Source organism: Streptomyces sp. STR69 (assembly GCF_024519455.1).
GTDB lineage: Bacteria > Actinomycetota > Actinomycetes > Streptomycetales > Streptomycetaceae > Streptomyces.
In genome coordinates, this window is record NZ_JALJRY010000014.1 from 116,622 (window position 1) to 132,396 (window position 15,775).

Annotated in this window: 16 protein-coding genes; 10 read left to right on the forward strand and 6 right to left on the reverse strand. The window is 70.5% G+C overall.

From position 1 onward, the window contains the following. The first annotated feature begins 30 nt into the window (after positions 1 to 30). A complete protein-coding gene (locus OC490_RS25880) occupies positions 31 to 1,014 on the forward strand; it encodes a MerR family transcriptional regulator (protein ID WP_262060385.1) in 984 nt (327 codons plus the stop codon). Here OC490_RS25880 and OC490_RS25885 read toward each other — a convergent pair. Then, positions 1,003 to 2,376, reverse strand: coding sequence for a cryptochrome/photolyase family protein (locus OC490_RS25885; protein WP_262060386.1), 1,374 nt, complete (start codon positions 2,374 to 2,376; stop codon positions 1,003 to 1,005). The genes OC490_RS25880 and OC490_RS25885 overlap by 12 nt on opposite strands. Before the next feature lie 180 nt (positions 2,377 to 2,556). Between OC490_RS25885 and OC490_RS25890 the strand changes: the two genes are divergently transcribed. Then, positions 2,557 to 2,745, forward strand: coding sequence for a hypothetical protein (locus OC490_RS25890; protein ID WP_262060387.1), 189 nt, complete (start codon positions 2,557 to 2,559; stop codon positions 2,743 to 2,745). Between the two features lie 18 nt (positions 2,746 to 2,763). Here OC490_RS25890 and OC490_RS25895 read toward each other — a convergent pair whose 3' ends face one another. Then, positions 2,764 to 3,675: a LysR family transcriptional regulator gene (locus OC490_RS25895; protein WP_262060388.1), complete on the reverse strand. Its 912-nt coding sequence runs from the start codon at positions 3,673 to 3,675 to the stop codon at positions 2,764 to 2,766. Between the two features lie 143 nt (positions 3,676 to 3,818). Between OC490_RS25895 and OC490_RS49595 the strand changes: the two genes are divergently transcribed. The 5 genes from OC490_RS49595 to OC490_RS25915 all read left to right on the forward strand — a co-directional run bounded on the left by OC490_RS49595 (position 3,819) and on the right by OC490_RS25915 (position 8,092). After that, complete coding sequence (locus OC490_RS49595; RefSeq protein ID WP_351520955.1) at positions 3,819 to 3,896, forward strand: putative leader peptide; 78 nt, start codon at positions 3,819 to 3,821, stop codon at positions 3,894 to 3,896. Positions 3,897 to 4,016: 120 nt separating this feature from the next. Continuing rightward, positions 4,017 to 5,138 (forward strand): dimethylsulfone monooxygenase SfnG, encoded by a 1,122-nt coding sequence (gene sfnG / locus OC490_RS25900; RefSeq protein WP_262060389.1) that lies wholly within the window; start codon positions 4,017 to 4,019, stop codon positions 5,136 to 5,138. Positions 5,139 to 5,169: 31 nt separating this feature from the next. After that, the gene (ssuE, locus tag OC490_RS25905) at positions 5,170 to 5,724 is read left to right on the forward strand and encodes an NADPH-dependent FMN reductase (protein ID WP_262060390.1); all 555 of its coding nucleotides are present in this window, start codon (positions 5,170 to 5,172) and stop codon (positions 5,722 to 5,724) included. Positions 5,725 to 5,729: 5 nt separating this feature from the next. Further along, entirely contained in the window at positions 5,730 to 6,914 is a 1,185-nt protein-coding gene (locus OC490_RS25910; protein WP_262060391.1) for an SfnB family sulfur acquisition oxidoreductase, read from the forward strand. Positions 6,915 to 6,949: 35 nt separating this feature from the next. After that, positions 6,950 to 8,092 (forward strand): LLM class flavin-dependent oxidoreductase, encoded by a 1,143-nt coding sequence (locus OC490_RS25915; protein WP_262060392.1) that lies wholly within the window; start codon positions 6,950 to 6,952, stop codon positions 8,090 to 8,092. A gap of 7 nt (positions 8,093 to 8,099) precedes the next feature. On the opposite strand, the gene OC490_RS25920 is transcribed toward OC490_RS25915, so the two are convergent. From OC490_RS25920 to OC490_RS25935, 4 genes are all read right to left on the reverse strand, one after another. Further along, a complete protein-coding gene (locus OC490_RS25920) occupies positions 8,100 to 9,332 on the reverse strand; it encodes a GNAT family N-acetyltransferase (protein WP_262060393.1) in 1,233 nt (410 codons plus the stop codon). Between the two features lie 79 nt (positions 9,333 to 9,411). After that, positions 9,412 to 10,449, reverse strand: coding sequence for an acyl-CoA dehydrogenase family protein (locus tag OC490_RS25925; protein ID WP_262060394.1), 1,038 nt, complete (start codon positions 10,447 to 10,449; stop codon positions 9,412 to 9,414). Between the two features lie 91 nt (positions 10,450 to 10,540). Next, positions 10,541 to 12,238 carry a purine-cytosine permease family protein gene (locus OC490_RS25930; RefSeq protein WP_262060395.1) on the reverse strand — a complete coding sequence of 566 codons (1,698 nt, stop codon included), beginning with the start codon at positions 12,236 to 12,238 and terminating at the stop codon, positions 10,541 to 10,543. 213 nt (positions 12,239 to 12,451) lie between these two features. Continuing rightward, entirely contained in the window at positions 12,452 to 13,534 is a 1,083-nt protein-coding gene (locus OC490_RS25935) for a substrate-binding domain-containing protein (RefSeq protein ID WP_262060396.1), read from the reverse strand. Positions 13,535 to 13,645: 111 nt separating this feature from the next. On the opposite strand from OC490_RS25935, the gene OC490_RS25940 reads away from it, so the two are divergent. From OC490_RS25940 to OC490_RS25950, 3 genes are all read left to right on the forward strand, one after another. After that, positions 13,646 to 14,122, forward strand: a complete 477-nt coding sequence (locus tag OC490_RS25940; RefSeq protein ID WP_262060397.1) for a MarR family winged helix-turn-helix transcriptional regulator — start codon at positions 13,646 to 13,648, stop codon at positions 14,120 to 14,122. Between the two features lie 81 nt (positions 14,123 to 14,203). Then, complete coding sequence (locus OC490_RS25945) at positions 14,204 to 14,560, forward strand: YciI family protein (RefSeq protein WP_262060398.1); 357 nt, start codon at positions 14,204 to 14,206, stop codon at positions 14,558 to 14,560. Next, complete coding sequence (locus tag OC490_RS25950) at positions 14,560 to 15,756, forward strand: RNA polymerase sigma factor (RefSeq protein WP_262060399.1); 1,197 nt, start codon at positions 14,560 to 14,562, stop codon at positions 15,754 to 15,756. The genes OC490_RS25945 and OC490_RS25950 overlap by 1 nt, the downstream gene beginning before the upstream one ends. Positions 15,757 to 15,775: the final 19 nt, after the last annotated feature.

Genomic DNA, 15,775 nt, shown 5'->3' on the forward strand with positions numbered 1-15,775 from the left:
CGCATCGATTCTGCGTCGTATAGTCACGACATGAGCGAGTTGCCCGCCGACCGGGACGCGGCCAACCGGTCCGCCGCCGAACTCCCCCTGACCACCGGCGCGTTGGCCCGCCGACTCGGCGTGGCACCCACCACGCTGAGGTCCTGGGAGCGCCGCTACGGCATCGGGCCCGCCGTCCGTGCCGAGGGGCGGCACCGGCGCTGGACCCCACGTGACGTGGCGCTGCTGGAGGAGATGTGCCGGCTGACCTCGTCGGGTGTGCCCCCGGCCGAAGCCGCCCACGCGGCCGGGCAGGCGGTCGGCGCGCACGCGCAGCGCCCGGCGCGGACCTCCGGCCGCTCGCGGGCGGCCGGCCCTCTGCCGCTCGGCGATGTGCGCCAGGAGTGCCGGGGCCTCGCCCGTGCCGCCGTCCGGCTCGACGCACCGGCCGTCGAACGCCAACTCGCCGACGCCGTCGACCGGTACGGGGTCGTCGTCTCCTGGCAGGAGGTGATGGTGCCCACCCTGCACGCGGTGGGACGCAAGTGGGCCTCGTCCGGGGACCGTTACGTCGAGGTCGAGCATCTGCTGTCCTGGCAGGTCTCCACCGCGCTGCGCCGGCACACTCCGGCTTCAGGCGGGCAGACGAACGCCCCGCCCGTCGTCCTGGCCTGCGTACCCGGCGAACAGCACACCCTGCCGATCGAGGCACTCAACGCCGCGCTGGGTGAACTCGCCGTGCCCACAAGGATGTTCGGCGCCGCCGTACCCGCCGAGGCACTCACCGCGGCGGTGCGGAGGCTGGGACCGGCGGCCGTCGTCCTGTGGGCACAGGCACGCTCCACGGCGAGCCCGCCGCTGGCCCGCCACCTCGCCGACCTCAGCTGGGGACTGCGGGGCGCCCGGCGACACCCATCGGTGGTGCTGGCCGGCCCGGGCTGGTCCGGCACTTCGGCGCGGGGCGTCGTACGGCCGGCGACGCTCACCGATGCAGTGGACCTTCTGGCGGGGGCGTACGGGACCTCAGTCACCTGACCGACCCCGCCGGAACCGCGCCAGCCCGTCGGCGAGTTCGACGATCGGATCGGGATAGTCGCCGATCGCGACCCGCTCAAGTCCCTTGAGTTTCCACGGCTCGTGCACCAACGGCCCCTCCAGCTCGGCGAGTTCGGGCACCCAGCGGCGGACGTACACGCCGTCCGGGTCGTGCCGCTTCGCCTGAGTCACGGGATTGAGCACGCGGTTGGGGCGCGAGTCGGTGCCGGTGCCCGCCATCCACTGCCAGTTGAGCTGGTTGTTCGCCACATCGCCGTCGACCAGCAGGTCGAGGAAGTGCCGGGCGCCGATCCGCCAGTCCACGTAGAGCGTCTTGGTGAGGAAGCTCGCCGTCAGCAGCCGTCCCCGGTTGTGCATCCAGCCCTCGTGGCGCAGTTGGCGCATCGCCGCGTCGATCAGCGGATAGCCGGTACGGCCCTCCTTCCAGGCCGCGATGTCCGCGCGGGCCGTGACCTCGGACCGCCAACGGTCGTGTTTTGTACGGTAGTCGGAGCTCGCGGCCCCCGGCCTGGCCGCCAGGACCTGGCGGTGGAAGTCCCGCCAGGCGAGCTGCCGTACGAACGCCTCGGCGCCCGGTCCGGCCAACCGCCGTGCCCGGTGGACGAGTTCGACGGGGGAGAGGGTGCCGAAGTGCAGGTGCGGGGAGAGGCGGGAGGTGGCGTCCCCGGCGAGGTCGTCGTGGATGTCCTCGTACGCGGCGATCCCGCTGCGCAGCCAACGGCTCGACTCCCTGCGGCCTTCCGTCTCCCCGCCGGTCGCCAGGCCCGGCGAGAGGCCCGCGACACCGGCGCGGGAAGGCAACTCCTCGGAACCGACACCCTCCGGGACCCGCACGGTGCGCGGCGCGGCGAGCGGGGCGCGCAGCTGGACCCCGGACCACTGCCGGAAGTACGGCGTGAAGACCGCGAAGTGGTCCGAGGAGGCGGGGGTCACCGTACCGGGGGCGACGGCCGTGGTCACGGTGTCGTGGACGTGCAGCCGCCGCCCCTCCGCCTCCAGCGCCCGCCGCAGCCGCTGCTCGCGCAGCTGCGCGTAGCCGCTGACGTCGGCCGCCATGTGCACCTCGTCCGCGTCGGTCTCGGCGGCCACCTTGCACACCTCGTCGACGACGTCACCGGAGCGGACCACAAGCCGGCCGCCCCGCTCGCGCAGGCCCGCGTCGAGATCGCGCAGACAGTCTGCGAGGAACGCCAGCCGGTTGGGCGCGGTGAACCCGGCGTCCGCCACACCCCGGTCGCGCACGAACAGGGGCACCACCTGGCGGGCCCCTTCGGCGGCCCGCAGCGCGGGATGGTCGTGCAGACGCAGGTCCGAGGTGAACAGGACGACCGAGACGTTCATGGTGCGCACTCCGGGAGACGGGGAAAGGCGGCCGTGAGGTGCTTCCGGCCGGGCACGCCCGACGGATGCGGCTGTCACTCGACCGGGCTACGTCCCCTCGGCGCCGCGGTGATGTGCATGTCCACGCCGATCGGGGGCAGACGCACGGTTACGACGGTCCCGGTGGGGAGCCGAAGGTGGATGCTGGAGGTGTCTGCGGACATGGTCGCCAGGGTGTTGGAGCGGTTTCCGGCGGGAGCCCCGCGCGGATCATGGCCCGCCGAGGAGTTCGCGGCCCGGCGCCGCGCCGAGGGCCAGCCCGCCAGGGTCGTCATGGATCTGAAGTCCGACGCGTTCCTCGTGGTGGTCCCGGTGGGTGACGAGGACTGACCGAACGGCGTACCTGCCTCAAGGCTGTGTTCCGCCCAGCTCGCGCGCCCGGCGCACGAACGCCTCGTACAGATCACCGGCCGCCTGCGGCACGGACTCCGCGCGTCGGCGGCGCAGCATCAGCAGCACCCGGGCGGTGTCGTCGGCGATCGGCCGGTAGGTGATCGCGCCCAGCCGCTCCAGCGGATCCCCGATCACGCTGAAGTCGGGCAGGACCGTCACCCCCAGGCCCTCCGCGACCATGAGCTTGCCCATCTCGGCGCCATCCGTCGAGTACGCGAAAGCCGGTCCCCGCCCATGAAGCAGGCGGTGGACATAGCGGTGCATCACATAGCCGGAGCGCATACCGATCAGCGGCTCGGTGAGCAGGTCGTCCGCAGTGACGGTCGGCCGGGCCGCCAGCGGGCTGTCGGGATGTACGCACACCACCGGCAGCCCGGACAGCAGCTCGGTGGACTCGAAGTCGGCCGGCATGTCGTCACCGTCGAGGTGATTGACCAGCCCGAGATCGAAACCGCCCTCCGCCAGCGCCCGATGGATGTCCGTCTGCTGCGCGCCGACCACCTCGACCTGGGTGAGCGGATGCGAGGCGCGGAACTCCCGGACTACGGGCAGCAGCAGCGGCACGGTCGCCGCGTTCACCGTGCCCACCCGCACCATGCGACTGATCCGGTGCCGCTCGCCCGCCGCGGCCCGCAGCCGGTCCACCGCGTCCAGCACATCGACGATCTTCGGCAGCAGCTCCCGGCCCGCCGCGCTCATCGTCGCGCCGGTCCGTTTGCGCTCCAGGAGGTCGACTCCGAGTTCGCGTTCGAGATTCCTTACGGTCTCGCTCAACGCGGGCTGCGACAGGCGGAGTTCCTCGGCAGCCCGACGCAGGGAGCCGAGCCGGGTCACGGCCGCGATGTATTCCAGCTGTTCGGTCCGCATGCCCGCAGAATGCGGCCGATTTCCGGGGCCGTTCAAGGGTTTCCCTGTCACACCTTCGTGAAATTCAATGGTCCGCGATACGAGACCGGTCGGGTTTTCCTTGACGGTCCTCGCGGACGGCTGCCACGATCGACGGCATGAAGATGCGACTGGACCTCACGCGGCGACGCCACGTCGACCTCGCGCGCGTCTCCAGTGCCTCCTGTTGCACCGCGGCCTGATCCCCCTTTTTTCTCACTCCCGATCCGCCGCTCTCCTTCCGTCTCCGCCCGACATTCGCCGGATATCGCTCCGGCCGGATTCGGCGTGCCCGGAAACAAATTCCGCAACAGGAGTTCGCCATGCCCACAGCGCCCGTGAAATTTGCCTATTGGGTCCCCAACGTCAGTGGGGGACTCGTCACCAGCAAGATCGAGCAACGCACCGACTGGAGCTACGAGTACAACCGCGAACTCGCGGTCCTCGCCGAGAACAACGGCTTCGAGTACGCGCTCAGCCAGGTCCGGTACATGGCCAGCTACGGCGCCGAGTTCCAGCACGAGTCGACCAGCTTCAGTCTCGCCCTCCTCCTCGCCACCCAGCGCCTGAAGGTCATCGCCGCCGTCCACCCCGGCCTGTGGCACCCGGGCGTTCTCGCCAAACTCGGCGCCACCGCCGACCACTTGTCCAACGGCCGCTTCGCGGTCAACGTCGTGTCCGGCTGGTTCAAGGGCGAGTTCACCGCACTTGGCGAACCCTGGCTGGAGCACGACGAGCGCTACCGCCGCTCCGAGGAGTTCATCCGGGCGCTGCGCCAGATCTGGACCGAGGACCACACCGAACTCGCCGGAGACTTCTACCGGTTGCGCGACTTCTCCCTCAAGCCCAAGCCCCTCAACACCCTTGAGCGACCGCACCCCGAGATCTTCCAGGGCGGCAACTCCACCGCCGCCCGGGCGATGGCCGGACGCGTCTCCGACTGGTACTTCTCCAACGGCAAGGACTTCGACGGCGTCACCGAGCAGATCGCCGACGTACGCCACTCGGCGGCCCAAGTCGGCCGCACCGCACCGAAGTTCGGCCTCAACGGCTTCCTCATCGCCCGGGACACCGAGGCCGAGGCCCGCGACACCCTCCGCGAGATCGTCGCCAAGGCCGACCGCGAGGCCGTGGAAGGTTTCGGGACCGCGGTGAAGCAGGCCGGACAGTCCTCGGCCGACGGCAAGGGCATGTGGCAGGACTCCACCTTCGAGGACCTGGTGCAGTACAACGACGGCTTCCGTACGGGGCTCATCGGCACCCCGGAGCAGATCGCCGAACGGATCGTCGCCTACCGGAAGTTGGGCGTCGACCTTCTCCTGCTGGGCTTCCTGCACTACCACGAGGAGGTCGAGTACTTCGGCAAGCGGGTACTGCCCCTCGTGCGCGAACTGGAGGCCCAACTCCCCGACGCCGAGGTCGAGTCCGTCTCCGTGCACGCCTGATCGCCCACGCAGCAGACCAGAAAGAGGACCCATGGCCACCGTCCTGTCCGTCTCCGGCAGCCCCTCCGTCTCCTCCCGTACCAACCGGCTCCTGCGCCACCTGGACAAGCGGCTGATCGCCCAGGGGCACGAGGTGATCCCGCTCGACGTCCGCACCATCCCCGCCGAGGCCCTGCTCGGCGCGGACTTCCGCCACCCGGCGATCGTCGAGGCGACCGAACTGTTCGCCCTCGCCGACGGAGTGGTCGTCGGCACCCCCGTCTACAAGGCCTCCTACTCCGGAGTCCTCAAGGCGCTGCTCGACCTGCTCCCGCAGTACGCCCTCACCGGCAAGACCGTGCTGCCGCTCGCCACCGGTGGGTCCACCGCACATGTGCTGGCCATCGACTACGCGCTCCGCCCGGTGCTGAACTCCATGGGTGCCGCGCACATAGTCCAGGGCTGGTTCACCCTCGACAAGGACATCACCGCCCACGAGGACGGCTCGCTCACCGTCGCCCCGGGCACCACCGAGGCGCTCACCCAGGTGGTGGACCAGTTCTCCGCGGCCCTCGGCCGCACCCCGCTCCTGGCAGCGGCGAGCTGACCACCATGACCGCCCATGTGATCGCCGACGACGCCGAGGCCCTCGTCCTGGCCAGCGCACTCGCCGACGAGTTCCGCGCCGGAGCCTCCGCCCGCGACAGCGAACGCAGGCTCCCGCGCGCCGAGTTGGACCGGCTCTCCGACTCCGGGCTGCTCGCCGTCACCGTACCCGCGGAGTACGGCGGCGCCGACGTGAGCTCGGAGACCCTCGCCGAGATCTTCCGTCTGCTCGGCTCCGCCGACGGCAGCCTCGCCCAGATCCCGCAGAGCCACTTCGCCTACGTCAATGTGATCCGCCGTCAGGGCACCCCGGACCAGCGGAAGTTCTTCTTCACCGAACTGCTCGCCGGCCGCCGCTTCGGCAACGCGCAGTCGGAGGCGGGCACCAAACACGTCCAGGACATCCGCACCCGGCTGACACTTCAGCCCGACGGCTCCTACGAGCTGACCGGTGTCAAGCACTACTCCACCGGAGCCCTCTTCGCCGACTGGATCCCCGTCCTCGCCCGCGCCGAGAACGACAACCTGCACGTCGCCTACGTCCCGAGCGACGCCGAGGGCGTCACGGTCGTCGACGACTGGGACGGAATGGGCCAGCGCACGACGGCCAGCGGCACGGTCCGGCTGGCGGCGGTCGCCGTTCCCGCCGACCGGGTCCTGCCCCACCATCTCACCTTCGAGGGCCCCCAACTCCACGGTGCCGTGGCCCAGTTGCTGCACGCGGCCATCGACGCCGGAATCGCCGGCGGAGCGCTGGCCGAAGCGGCCGAGTTCGTGCGGACGAAGAGCCGCCCGTGGTTCGAGAGCGGGGTGGAGACCGCAGCCGAGGACCCGCTGCTGATCCAGCGGTTCGGTGAACTCGCCATCCAGGTAAGGGCGTCCGAGGCCCTGCTGATCCAGGCGGCCCGGGCGGTGGACGCGGCACGCGCCAACCTGACCGACGACTCGGCGGCGGAGGCCTCCATCGCGGTCGCGGCGGCCAAGGTGCACGCGGCGCAGACGGCCGTGGAGGTGGCGGGCGCCCTGTTCGAGGTGTCCGGAACCCGCTCCGCCCTCAACTCGCTCAACCTGCACCGCCATTGGCGGGACGCCCGCACCCACACGCTGCACGACCCGGCGCGCTGGAAGATCCAGCACATCGGCAGATACGTGCTCAACGGCACCAGGCCACCACGCCACGGCCTCCTCTAACCCCCTGCAGGACAGCCCGGATCGGAGACCCCACCGTGTCCCTCACCTTCCACTGGTTCCTCCCCACCAACGGGGACAGCCGCCATGTCGTCGGCGGCGGTCACGGCACCCCCGCCACCGCCTCCGGACGGGACCGGCCGCCGACGGTCGCCTATCTGAGCCAGATCGCCCGCGCGGCGGAGGACCTGGGATTCGTGGGCGCGCTCACGCCCACCGGCGCCTGGTGCGAGGACGCGTGGCTGACCACCGCGATGGTCAGCCAGCACACCGAACGCCTGAAGTTCCTGGTCGCGTTCCGGCCCGGATTCGTCTCCCCGACGCTCGCCGCGCAGATGGCGTCGACGTTCCAACGGCAGTCCGGCGGACGGCTGTTGCTCAACGTCGTCACCGGGGGCGAGAGCCACGAGCAGCGGGCCTACGGGGACTTCCTCGACAAGGACGACCGTTACCGCCGTACCGGCGAATTCCTCCAGATCGTACGGGAGTTGTGGGACGGCAAGACCGTCGACCTGGCCGGGGAGCACCTGCGGGTCGAGGACGCGAAGCTGGCGCGGCTGCCGGAGCCGGTGCCCGAGGTGTACTTCGGGGGATCGTCGCCGATCGCGGGCGAGATCGCGGCCAAGTACGTGGACGTGTACCTGACGTGGGGCGAGCCGCCGGCCCAGGTCGCCGAGAAGATCGCGTGGATCAGGGGGCTGGCGGCGAAGGAGGGGCGGACGCTTCGGTTCGGTATCCGGCTGCATGTGATCACGCGTGACACGTCGGCGGAGGCCTGGGCCGAGGCGGACCGGCTGCTCGAAGGGTTCGACTCGGACACCGTGAAGTCCGTGCAGGCGGGGCTCGCGAGAAGTGAGTCCGAAGGGCAGCAGCGGATGCTGGCCCTGCACGGGGGCAGCCGGGACGGGCTGGAGATCCACCCCAACCTGTGGGCCGGGATCGGGTTGGTCCGTGGCGGGGCGGGAACGGCGTTGGTCGGCAGCCATGAAGCGGTCGCCGAGCGGATCAAGGAGTATGCGGCGCTGGGGATCGAGGAGTTCGTGCTCTCTGGATATCCGCATCTGGAGGAGGCGTACTGGTTCGGGGAAGGGGTGCTGCCGAGGCTGGCCGCAGAGGGAATCTGGCGGCACCCGGTCGGCGGGCAGCAGCCTGCTGGGGCACAGGTGCCGTTCGCAGGCTGAGCCGTGGTCAGAACCAGTGCAGGCAGTGCGGGGAGCGATCGGCCCGGAAGAGCGCGTCGGCGAGGGCTGCCGCGCCCGGGCGGTGGGCCAGGATGTGTCCGGCTCGAACCAGCGTGCTCGGAGCGGTGCCGCCGAGATAGACCGAGCCCAGGTCGGTGATGTCCAGGGACAGGTCGGGCTCCCGGCCCGTCGGGACGCACTCGGCCTTGCCGTCCCGGACGGTCAGCAGATAGCGGCCGTGCTCGTCGAGGAACGGGTCGTCGACGGCGAGGACGAGCTCCCCGTCCGTCGACCAGCCGCGCGCGGTCAGCGCACGCGGGACGTCCAGCAGCCGCACCCAGAGCCAGTCGGTGTCACCGCTCACCTCTCCGGCGCGGAAGTCCGTGAGCTGCCAGCGCAGCGGATGGCCGGGCGGGAAGTGCTTGAACACGACCTGACCGACCAGGTCGTGGCCGAGCACGAACCGGGCCAGCGCCGTGAAGACGGCGTCGTCGGTGGCGATGGTCTCGTCCACGGTCAGGGTCTGGGATTCACCGAGCGCATAGCTGGCGTAGCCGTCCGGGACCCCGTCGGCGTCACGGTGGACGGCGACGTAGCGAGGCTTAGGAGAGATCGGGGGCTGTCCCGCGCGCAGGGCCCACCAGCGGTGCGGCCTGGACAGTGCGCCGGGCTGTGCGCGGCGGTAGCGGTCGTAGACCTCCTCCAGGATCTCGCCGCACTTGGCGCGGGGCAGCAACTCGACCGAGCCGGAAGCCGAGTCGGAAGCCGGGCCGCCGGCCGTGTCGCGCGCCCGGGGCGGGGCGAGGGCGGCCCGGTGGCGCGGCACCGTCAGGCGCTGGGTGTAGGTCGCCGGTCCGTAGCCGAACCTGCGGTAGATCAGGGCCTCGGAGGCCAGCAGCACGGAGAGGGACTCCCCGCGGGACCGCTGCTCGGTGAGCTGGTGCCGCATCATCGCGCTGAGCACACCCTGACGTCGGTGCGAGGCCAGGACGCCGACGGCGGTCACCCCGCCGACCGGGACGACGGTCTCGCCGGGCAGAGTGAGCTCGAAGGAGTGTGCGCCGGCGGTCCCGATGGGCCGGCCGTCCGCTGTCGTGGCGAGCAGACAGCGGTCCATTTCGAGCGCGGACCACCAGAGACCGCCCCCGTCGGTCGGGGTTTCCGGGAAGAGTCCGAAGGCGGCATGGAGTGTGTCGACGAACACGTCGAGGTCCTCGTCGGTCGTGGGACGGATCTCCACCACTGTCGCTGCCTCCCGGGGATGCCGGCACCACGTCCCGTGATGCCCCGCCACAGTGCAGCGTCGCTCCGCGACCGGGTCAAACGAATTTCGAGTCGGACAGTGCCTTCAGGTGGGCGGCTCTCGACTCCGCCGTCTGGCCCTGAACCAGCAGGAACAGGGCCTCGCGCGCGAGGCGTTGGGCCCTGTTCGTCAAGGACAGGGATCTGCCGCCGCCGGCCACCACGGCCGCCGTCGTGGCCGTCATCAGCACTTCGTACGCCTGTGTCCTGAGGGCCAGCCGCTCGGCCAGGTGCTCGTGCGGTACCGGGTGTTCGGCCAGGGCGTAGGCCTGTTCGCGTACCTCGTCGAGGCGGGTGCGGAGCGGGTCGGCGGTGTCGTCGTCCAGCAGGGCGAGTGCCGCCGCCGCGACTCCGAACACCGCCGGGGACGCGTTCGTCGGCTTCGGGCGGTCGTCCTTCGCCCACACCGCGTACGGCGCGCGCACGGCCACCGCCTCCTCGGGGAGCCACAGGCCGTCCAGCTCCAGCGACACGGTCCGGGAAGCGGTAAGTGCCGCCAGCCGCATCGGAGTTGATGGGCGAAGGCCGGGTTGCTCCCGCGCGTCCGTGAACGCGAACAACGCCTCGTCCGCGTCCGTCACCCCCGCCAGCAGCATCACGTCGTTCAGGCCCCAGCCCGTGTACCAGGGAACCGTCCCGTCGAACCGCCAGCCGCCCCGCTCCCGCGACACCCGGACGGGGACGCGGGGATACGCCCGCAGATGCGCGTACGCCACCCCGGACATCAGCTCGCCTCGCGAGAGCGGTCCCAACAGGCGTTCCCGTACCGGCAGTTCGCTCTTCGCCAACGTCATGACGGGCGTGTGGTGCTGCGTCTGCACGAACCACGTGGAGCAGCATGCCCCGGCCAGGATCTCCGCCGTCTCCCTCGCCACCGCGCCGGGTGCCGCCGAGCCGCCGTAGGCCACGGGGGCGCTCAGGCCCAGGAGGCCGGAGCGTTTGACGGCCTCGATGTGGCTCGCCGGTACGCCCTCCTGGTCGACCTGTTCGGCGTGCGGGGCGAGGAGGCCGTCCGCCAGCCGGTGGGCGCGGGCGACGAGATCGTGGGAGGTCATGCGGGTGATTCTCCCGATCGGCCGGGCCGGTCACGCGCGACGCTCCGGCCCGTGTCGCAGGACGCGGGCCGGAGCGGTGGGGACGCGGTGGTCAGTCGGCCGAGCGTACGGCCGGCATCGCGAGGTCGACCGGGCCGGTCGCGCCGGGGCCGGTCTTGCAGGAGTCGTGGCAGTCCTTGTCCAGGCTGCAGCAGAGGGAGCAGATCGGGCCGGAGTGGAAGGGGCAGTTCGCCACATCGGGGCGCTCGAAGGCCGTCGCGCAGACCGTGCAGGTGAGTTCCACGGCCGAGGGCAGGCCGTCGGGGCCGAGCAGCGGCTCGTCCAGATCGTCGAGGCGGGCGATGTAGTACTTGCCCTTGGTGAGGTACGCGAACAGGGGCGAGAGGACCATCGCCAGGAACAGGGCGATGAAGGGGGAGTACGCCTTGCCGTAGTCGCCGAACGCCTCGAAGTACGCGGCGATCGAGACGGCGGAGGCGATGAGCATCGAGCCGAAGCCGACCGGGTTGAAGTTGTACAGGTGGGCGCGCTTGAACTCGATGTAGGACGGGCTGAGTTTGAGCGGCTTGTTGATGACGAGGTCAGCGACGACCGCGCCGATCCAGGCGATCGCCACGTTGGAGTAGAAGCCGAGGACCGTGTTGAGGAAGCCGAAGACGCCGCCCTCCATCAGGGCCAGGGCGATGCCCACGTTGAGGAAGATGTAGACCACGCGGCCCGGGTGACGGTGTGTCAGACGGGAGAAGAAGTTCGACCAGGACAGCGAACCGGAGTACGCGTTCGTCGAGTTGATCTTTATCTGGGAGAGGATCACGAAGAACGTGGCGAGGCCCAGGGCGACTGGAGCGGCGAAGGTCTTGAAGCCGTGCACGTACTGCTGGATGGGCTCGTTGGCCTTGGCCAGGCCGACGCTGCCGGCGATGTAGAAGGCCAGGAACGCGCCGCCCATCTGCTTCGCCGCACCGAGGATCACCCAGCCGGGACCGGCGGAGAGCACCGCGCCCCACCACTTCTTGGCGTTCTGCGGGGTCTTGTCGGGCATGAAGCGCAGATAGTCGACCTGCTCACCGATCTGCGCGATCAGCGACAGTGCCACACCGGCGCCCGCGCCGACTCCGAGCATGCTGATGCTCGAACCGGTGGGGGAGTTGCCCGCGAAGTGGGTGAACTGCGAGAACTTGCCCGGCTCCTGGATCGCGATGGACACGAACGGCGCGACCATCAGCACCAGCCACACCGGCTGCGTCCACACCTGCATCTTGGAGAGCGCGGTCATGCCGTAGATCACCAGCGGCAGGATGATCAGCGAGCAGATCAAGTAGCCGACGGCCAGCGGGATGTGCAGGCCCAGGTCCAACGCCTGGGCCATGATCGAGCCTTCGAGGGCGAAGAAGATGAAGGTGAAGCTGGCGTAGATGACCGACGTGAGGGTCGAGCCGAGGTAGCCGAAGCCGGCGCCCCGGGTCAACAGGTCCATGTCGATGGAGTACTTGGCCGAGTAGTACGAGATCGGGATGCCGGTGAGGAAGATCGTCACCGCCGCCGCCAGGATCGCCACCATGGCGCTGGAGAAGCCGTTCGAGATCGCGATCGAGCCGCCGATGGCGAAGTCGGCGAGGTACGCGATGCCGCCGAGAGCGGTGGTGGCCACCACGTACGGCGTCCAGCGACGGAAGGACTTCGGCGCGTAGCGCAGCGAGTAGTCCTCCAGCGTGTCGTTCTGCGCCCAGTCGTTGTAGGTCCGTCCGGCAGCCGTTGCCGGCGCCTCTTTGTCGACGATCTCCGTCACGACACTTCCCTCTTCCACGGGTGTGGGTCATCTCCCGGACGGCCCGGGGGAGTTGGACGGAAGAGTCACGCCGAATTGTTTCCCGGCCGTTTCGCCCGCTTTAAATGAGGGAGCTTTCAAAATTCTTTTGGCGACGCGCGTAGATTTAATTGATACTTCCTGTGGAAACTATTTCTGCGGGAAGGTAGCCTGGGTCCTGGCAGGTGGGGGAGGTCAGAGTTGGGCGACGATGTCGAAGTCGAAGGCGTCCGCCCGCGCCAGATACAGCCGTTGGCGGAGGTGGTTGCCGTGCAGACGCAGTACGCCTCTCGGGCCCTCGTACGAAACCGTGCCGCCCACCGCGCACATGGCGCCCACATCGAGCGACCGTGCCCGCTCCGCCAGTGCCGCCAGCAGTCGTACGCCTTCGAAGCACGACTCTCCGAGGCTGCCCACGACAGGTGCCTCCACGCCGAAGCGAGCCGCGTAACGCCCGCTGAAATCAAGGCTTTCGGCGGTGGCGAGGGTCTCGAAGTAGCCGGCCGCCGCCCACAGGCCCTCGGTGGCCTCCGCGCCCGTGGCCAGCAGGATGTTCTCGTCCATGTGCGTGCTCAGCCGCAGACACCGCTGGTGCAACCCGCGTGCGGCGAACACCCTGTTGAAGCGCGCAGCGTCGTCGCCGACGAGCAGCATCAGTACGGCGTCCGCCTCGCACTGCTCGACGCGGCGCAGGACCGGGCCGAACTCGTAAGTGCCGAGAGGGACGAAGATCTCGTCGCGCACCCGGCCGCCGCACTCCCGGGCGTAGCGGCGGGCCGCCCGTGCGGTGACGCGCGGCCACACGTAGTCGTTGCCCACCGTGCACCAGCGGCGCGCGCCGGTCTCCTCCGTCAACAGGCGCATGGCGGGCAGGAGTTGGGCCGCGTCGGTCTCGCCGGTCAGGAACACGCCGGGGGTGCGCTCGCCGCCCTCGTACTGCGCGGTGTAGATGTACGGCACCCGGCCCGCGATGCGCGGCACCAGCGCCTTGCGGACCGCCGAGGTGTGCCAGCCGACCACCGCGTCGACCGCGCGCATCGACACCAACACCTCGACCTCGGCGGCCACTTGCTCCGCCGGGGCGCCGCCGTCCACCACGATCAGCCGGACCTCGCGGCCCAACACCCCGCCGGCGGCGTTGAGTTCCTCCACGGCGAGCTGCGCGGCCAGTTCGCAGGACGGACCGAAGACGCCCGCGGGACCCCGCAGCGGGACGACCAGTGCCACGACCAGAGTCCTGATCGGGCCGCTGATCCGCCCGGGCGGCAGGGAACGCACCAGACCACCTCCGTGAGGGCATGAGGGCACGGAAACCGGTCCCGGCCCCGGCGCCCTCGCAGAGGCTCGTAATCTGAACCGCACAGTAGACCTACCGGAAGGACAGCGGCAATGTCGTCCGTACCGTCGCCGGGCCTCGCCCATCTGCTCGCGCACGCCGAGCGGCGCCTGGGCCGGCGCATGGCCGTCGTGCTGGCCGAGGAGGAGTGTTCGGTCGAGCAGTGGCGGGTCCTGTCGATCATCGCGGACGGCAGGGGACATCCGATGACCGAGATCGCCGACCAGGTCCTGATGCCAGCACCGAGCCTGACCAAGCTGGTGGACCGGATGGTCGCCGACAACCTCGTCCACCGCCGCCCCGACCGGGCCGACCGCCGCCGCGTCCTGCTCCACCTCACCGCCCGGGGCCGCACCCTCCACCAGCGCGCCGCGCACCGCCTCCTCACCGACCAGACCCGGCTGCTCGACGCGATCGACGACCACGGCGACCTCGTACGACTGCTCGCGAGGCTCACGGCGGTGCTGGACCAGGAGCCAGCGGAAGAGAACGGTGACGAGCACGCGGAGAAAATCCTGCCGGTTTCCTGAGACGCGGTGTCGATCCGGGAGCATGGCGTTCGTGTAGGAGGTGGAAGTACCCCGAGAACCCCCTGCGCCATGGAGGACGTTATGCAGCACTACCTGCTCAGTGTGATCACGCCGACCGACGGACAGATGCCCTCGCCCGAGGAGATGGCGGAGATCGTCCGCAAGCTGGAGATCTTCCACGACGAACTCCAGGCCGCCGGTGCCTGGGTCTTCGCCGGCGGACTGCACGGCCCGGAGACGGCCACCGTGCTGCGCCCCAAGGACGGCGACGTGCTGATCACCGACGGCCCGTACGCCGAGGGCAAGGAGTATCTGGGCGGACTCTGCCTGATCAAGGCGGCCGACCTGGACGCGGCCCTGGAGTGGGGCAAGCGGGCGACCTGGGCCACCACCCTGCCCATCGAGGTGCGCCCCTTCATGAATACGTCCGAGGGCTGATGGCTTTCGACACCGACATCGAGGCCGTCTTCCGTACCGAGTACGGGCGCGCGGTCTCCGTCCTGGTCCGCTTCCTCGGCGATATCGACCTCGCCGAGGAAGCGGTCCAGGACGCCTTCACCACGGCCGTGCAGAAATGGCCGGAGACCGGTGTGCCGCCGAGTCCGGCCGGGTGGATCATCACGACCGCACGCAACCGCGCGATCGACCGGCTGCGCCGGGAGTCCTCCCGGGAGGCCCGGCACAGCGAGGCCGCCCTGCTGTACGCGTCCGACGCGCCCGCCGAGGAGGGACCCGTGCGCGACGACCGGCTCCGTCTGATCTTCACCTGCTGCCACCCGGCACTCGCCACCCAGGCGCAGGTCGCGCTCACCCTGCGGCTGCTCGGCGGGCTCACCACCGCCCGGATCGCCCGCGCCTTCCTGGTGCCGGAGCCGACGATGGCCCAGCGTCTCGTCCGCGCCAAGGCCAAGATCCGCGACGCGGGAATCCCGTACCGGGTGCCCCGCGACGCCGACCTCCCCGACCGGCTCAAGGGCGTGCTGGCCGTCGTCTACCTGATCTTCAACGAGGGCTACACCGACTCGCCCGAACTGTGCGCCGAAGCCCTGCGCCTCGGCTGCCTCCTCTCCGAGCTGATGCCGGACGAGCCCGAGGTCACCGGACTGCTCGCGCTGATGCTGCTCGTCGAGTCGCGCCGGGCCGCCCGGGAGGGCGCGAACGGCGAGCTGGTGCCGCTGCCCGAGCAGGACCGCGACCGGTGGGGCCGCGAGCTGATCGCCGACGGCCAGTCACTCGTCCGGCGGTGCCTGCGGCTGAACAACCCCGGGCCGTACCAGATCCAGGCAGCGATCAACGCCGTGCACAGCGACGCGTGGACGGCGGACGCGACGGACTGGGGACAGATCCTCCAGCTCTACGACCAGCTCATGGCCGTCGCGCCGAGCCCGGTCGTCGCCCTCAACCGGGCCGTCGCCGTCGCCGAGGTGGACGGCCCCCGCAAGGCCCTCGACCTCGTGGACGCGCTGGACCTCGACGACTACCACGTGCTGCACGCGGTGCGCGCCGATCTGCTGCGGCGCCTGGGCCGCCACTCGGAGGCGGTAACGGCGTACGAGGCGGCCCTCGCCCGGACGGAGAGCGCGGCCGAGCGCGGTTACCTGGAACGCCGCTGCCGGGAACTCGTGCGGATGTGACAGCCGTCACGTGGGGAGT

Bases quoted from the DNA above. Each gene is read 5' to 3' on its own strand.
- OC490_RS25910 (WP_262060391.1), top strand. From the start codon at position 5,730: ATGACCGCCCATGTGATCGCCGACGACGCCGAGGCCCTCGTCCTGGCC.
- ssuE (WP_262060390.1), top strand. From the start codon at position 5,170: ATGGCCACCGTCCTGTCCGTCTCCGGCAGCCCCTCCGTCTCCTCCCGT.
- OC490_RS25945 (WP_262060398.1), top strand. From the start codon at position 14,204: ATGCAGCACTACCTGCTCAGTGTGATCACGCCGACCGACGGACAGATG.
- sfnG (WP_262060389.1), top strand. From the start codon at position 4,017: ATGCCCACAGCGCCCGTGAAATTTGCCTATTGGGTCCCCAACGTCAGT.
- OC490_RS25880 (WP_262060385.1), top strand. From the start codon at position 31: ATGAGCGAGTTGCCCGCCGACCGGGACGCGGCCAACCGGTCCGCCGCC.
- OC490_RS25940 (WP_262060397.1), top strand. From the start codon at position 13,646: ATGTCGTCCGTACCGTCGCCGGGCCTCGCCCATCTGCTCGCGCACGCC.
- OC490_RS49595 (WP_351520955.1), top strand. From the start codon at position 3,819: ATGCGACTGGACCTCACGCGGCGACGCCACGTCGACCTCGCGCGCGTC.
- OC490_RS25950 (WP_262060399.1), top strand. From the start codon at position 14,560: ATGGCTTTCGACACCGACATCGAGGCCGTCTTCCGTACCGAGTACGGG.
- OC490_RS25890 (WP_262060387.1), top strand. From the start codon at position 2,557: ATGCTGGAGGTGTCTGCGGACATGGTCGCCAGGGTGTTGGAGCGGTTT.
- OC490_RS25895 (WP_262060388.1), bottom strand. From the start codon at position 3,675: ATGCGGACCGAACAGCTGGAATACATCGCGGCCGTGACCCGGCTCGGC.
- OC490_RS25885 (WP_262060386.1), bottom strand. From the start codon at position 2,376: ATGAACGTCTCGGTCGTCCTGTTCACCTCGGACCTGCGTCTGCACGAC.
- OC490_RS25925 (WP_262060394.1), bottom strand. From the start codon at position 10,449: ATGACCTCCCACGATCTCGTCGCCCGCGCCCACCGGCTGGCGGACGGC.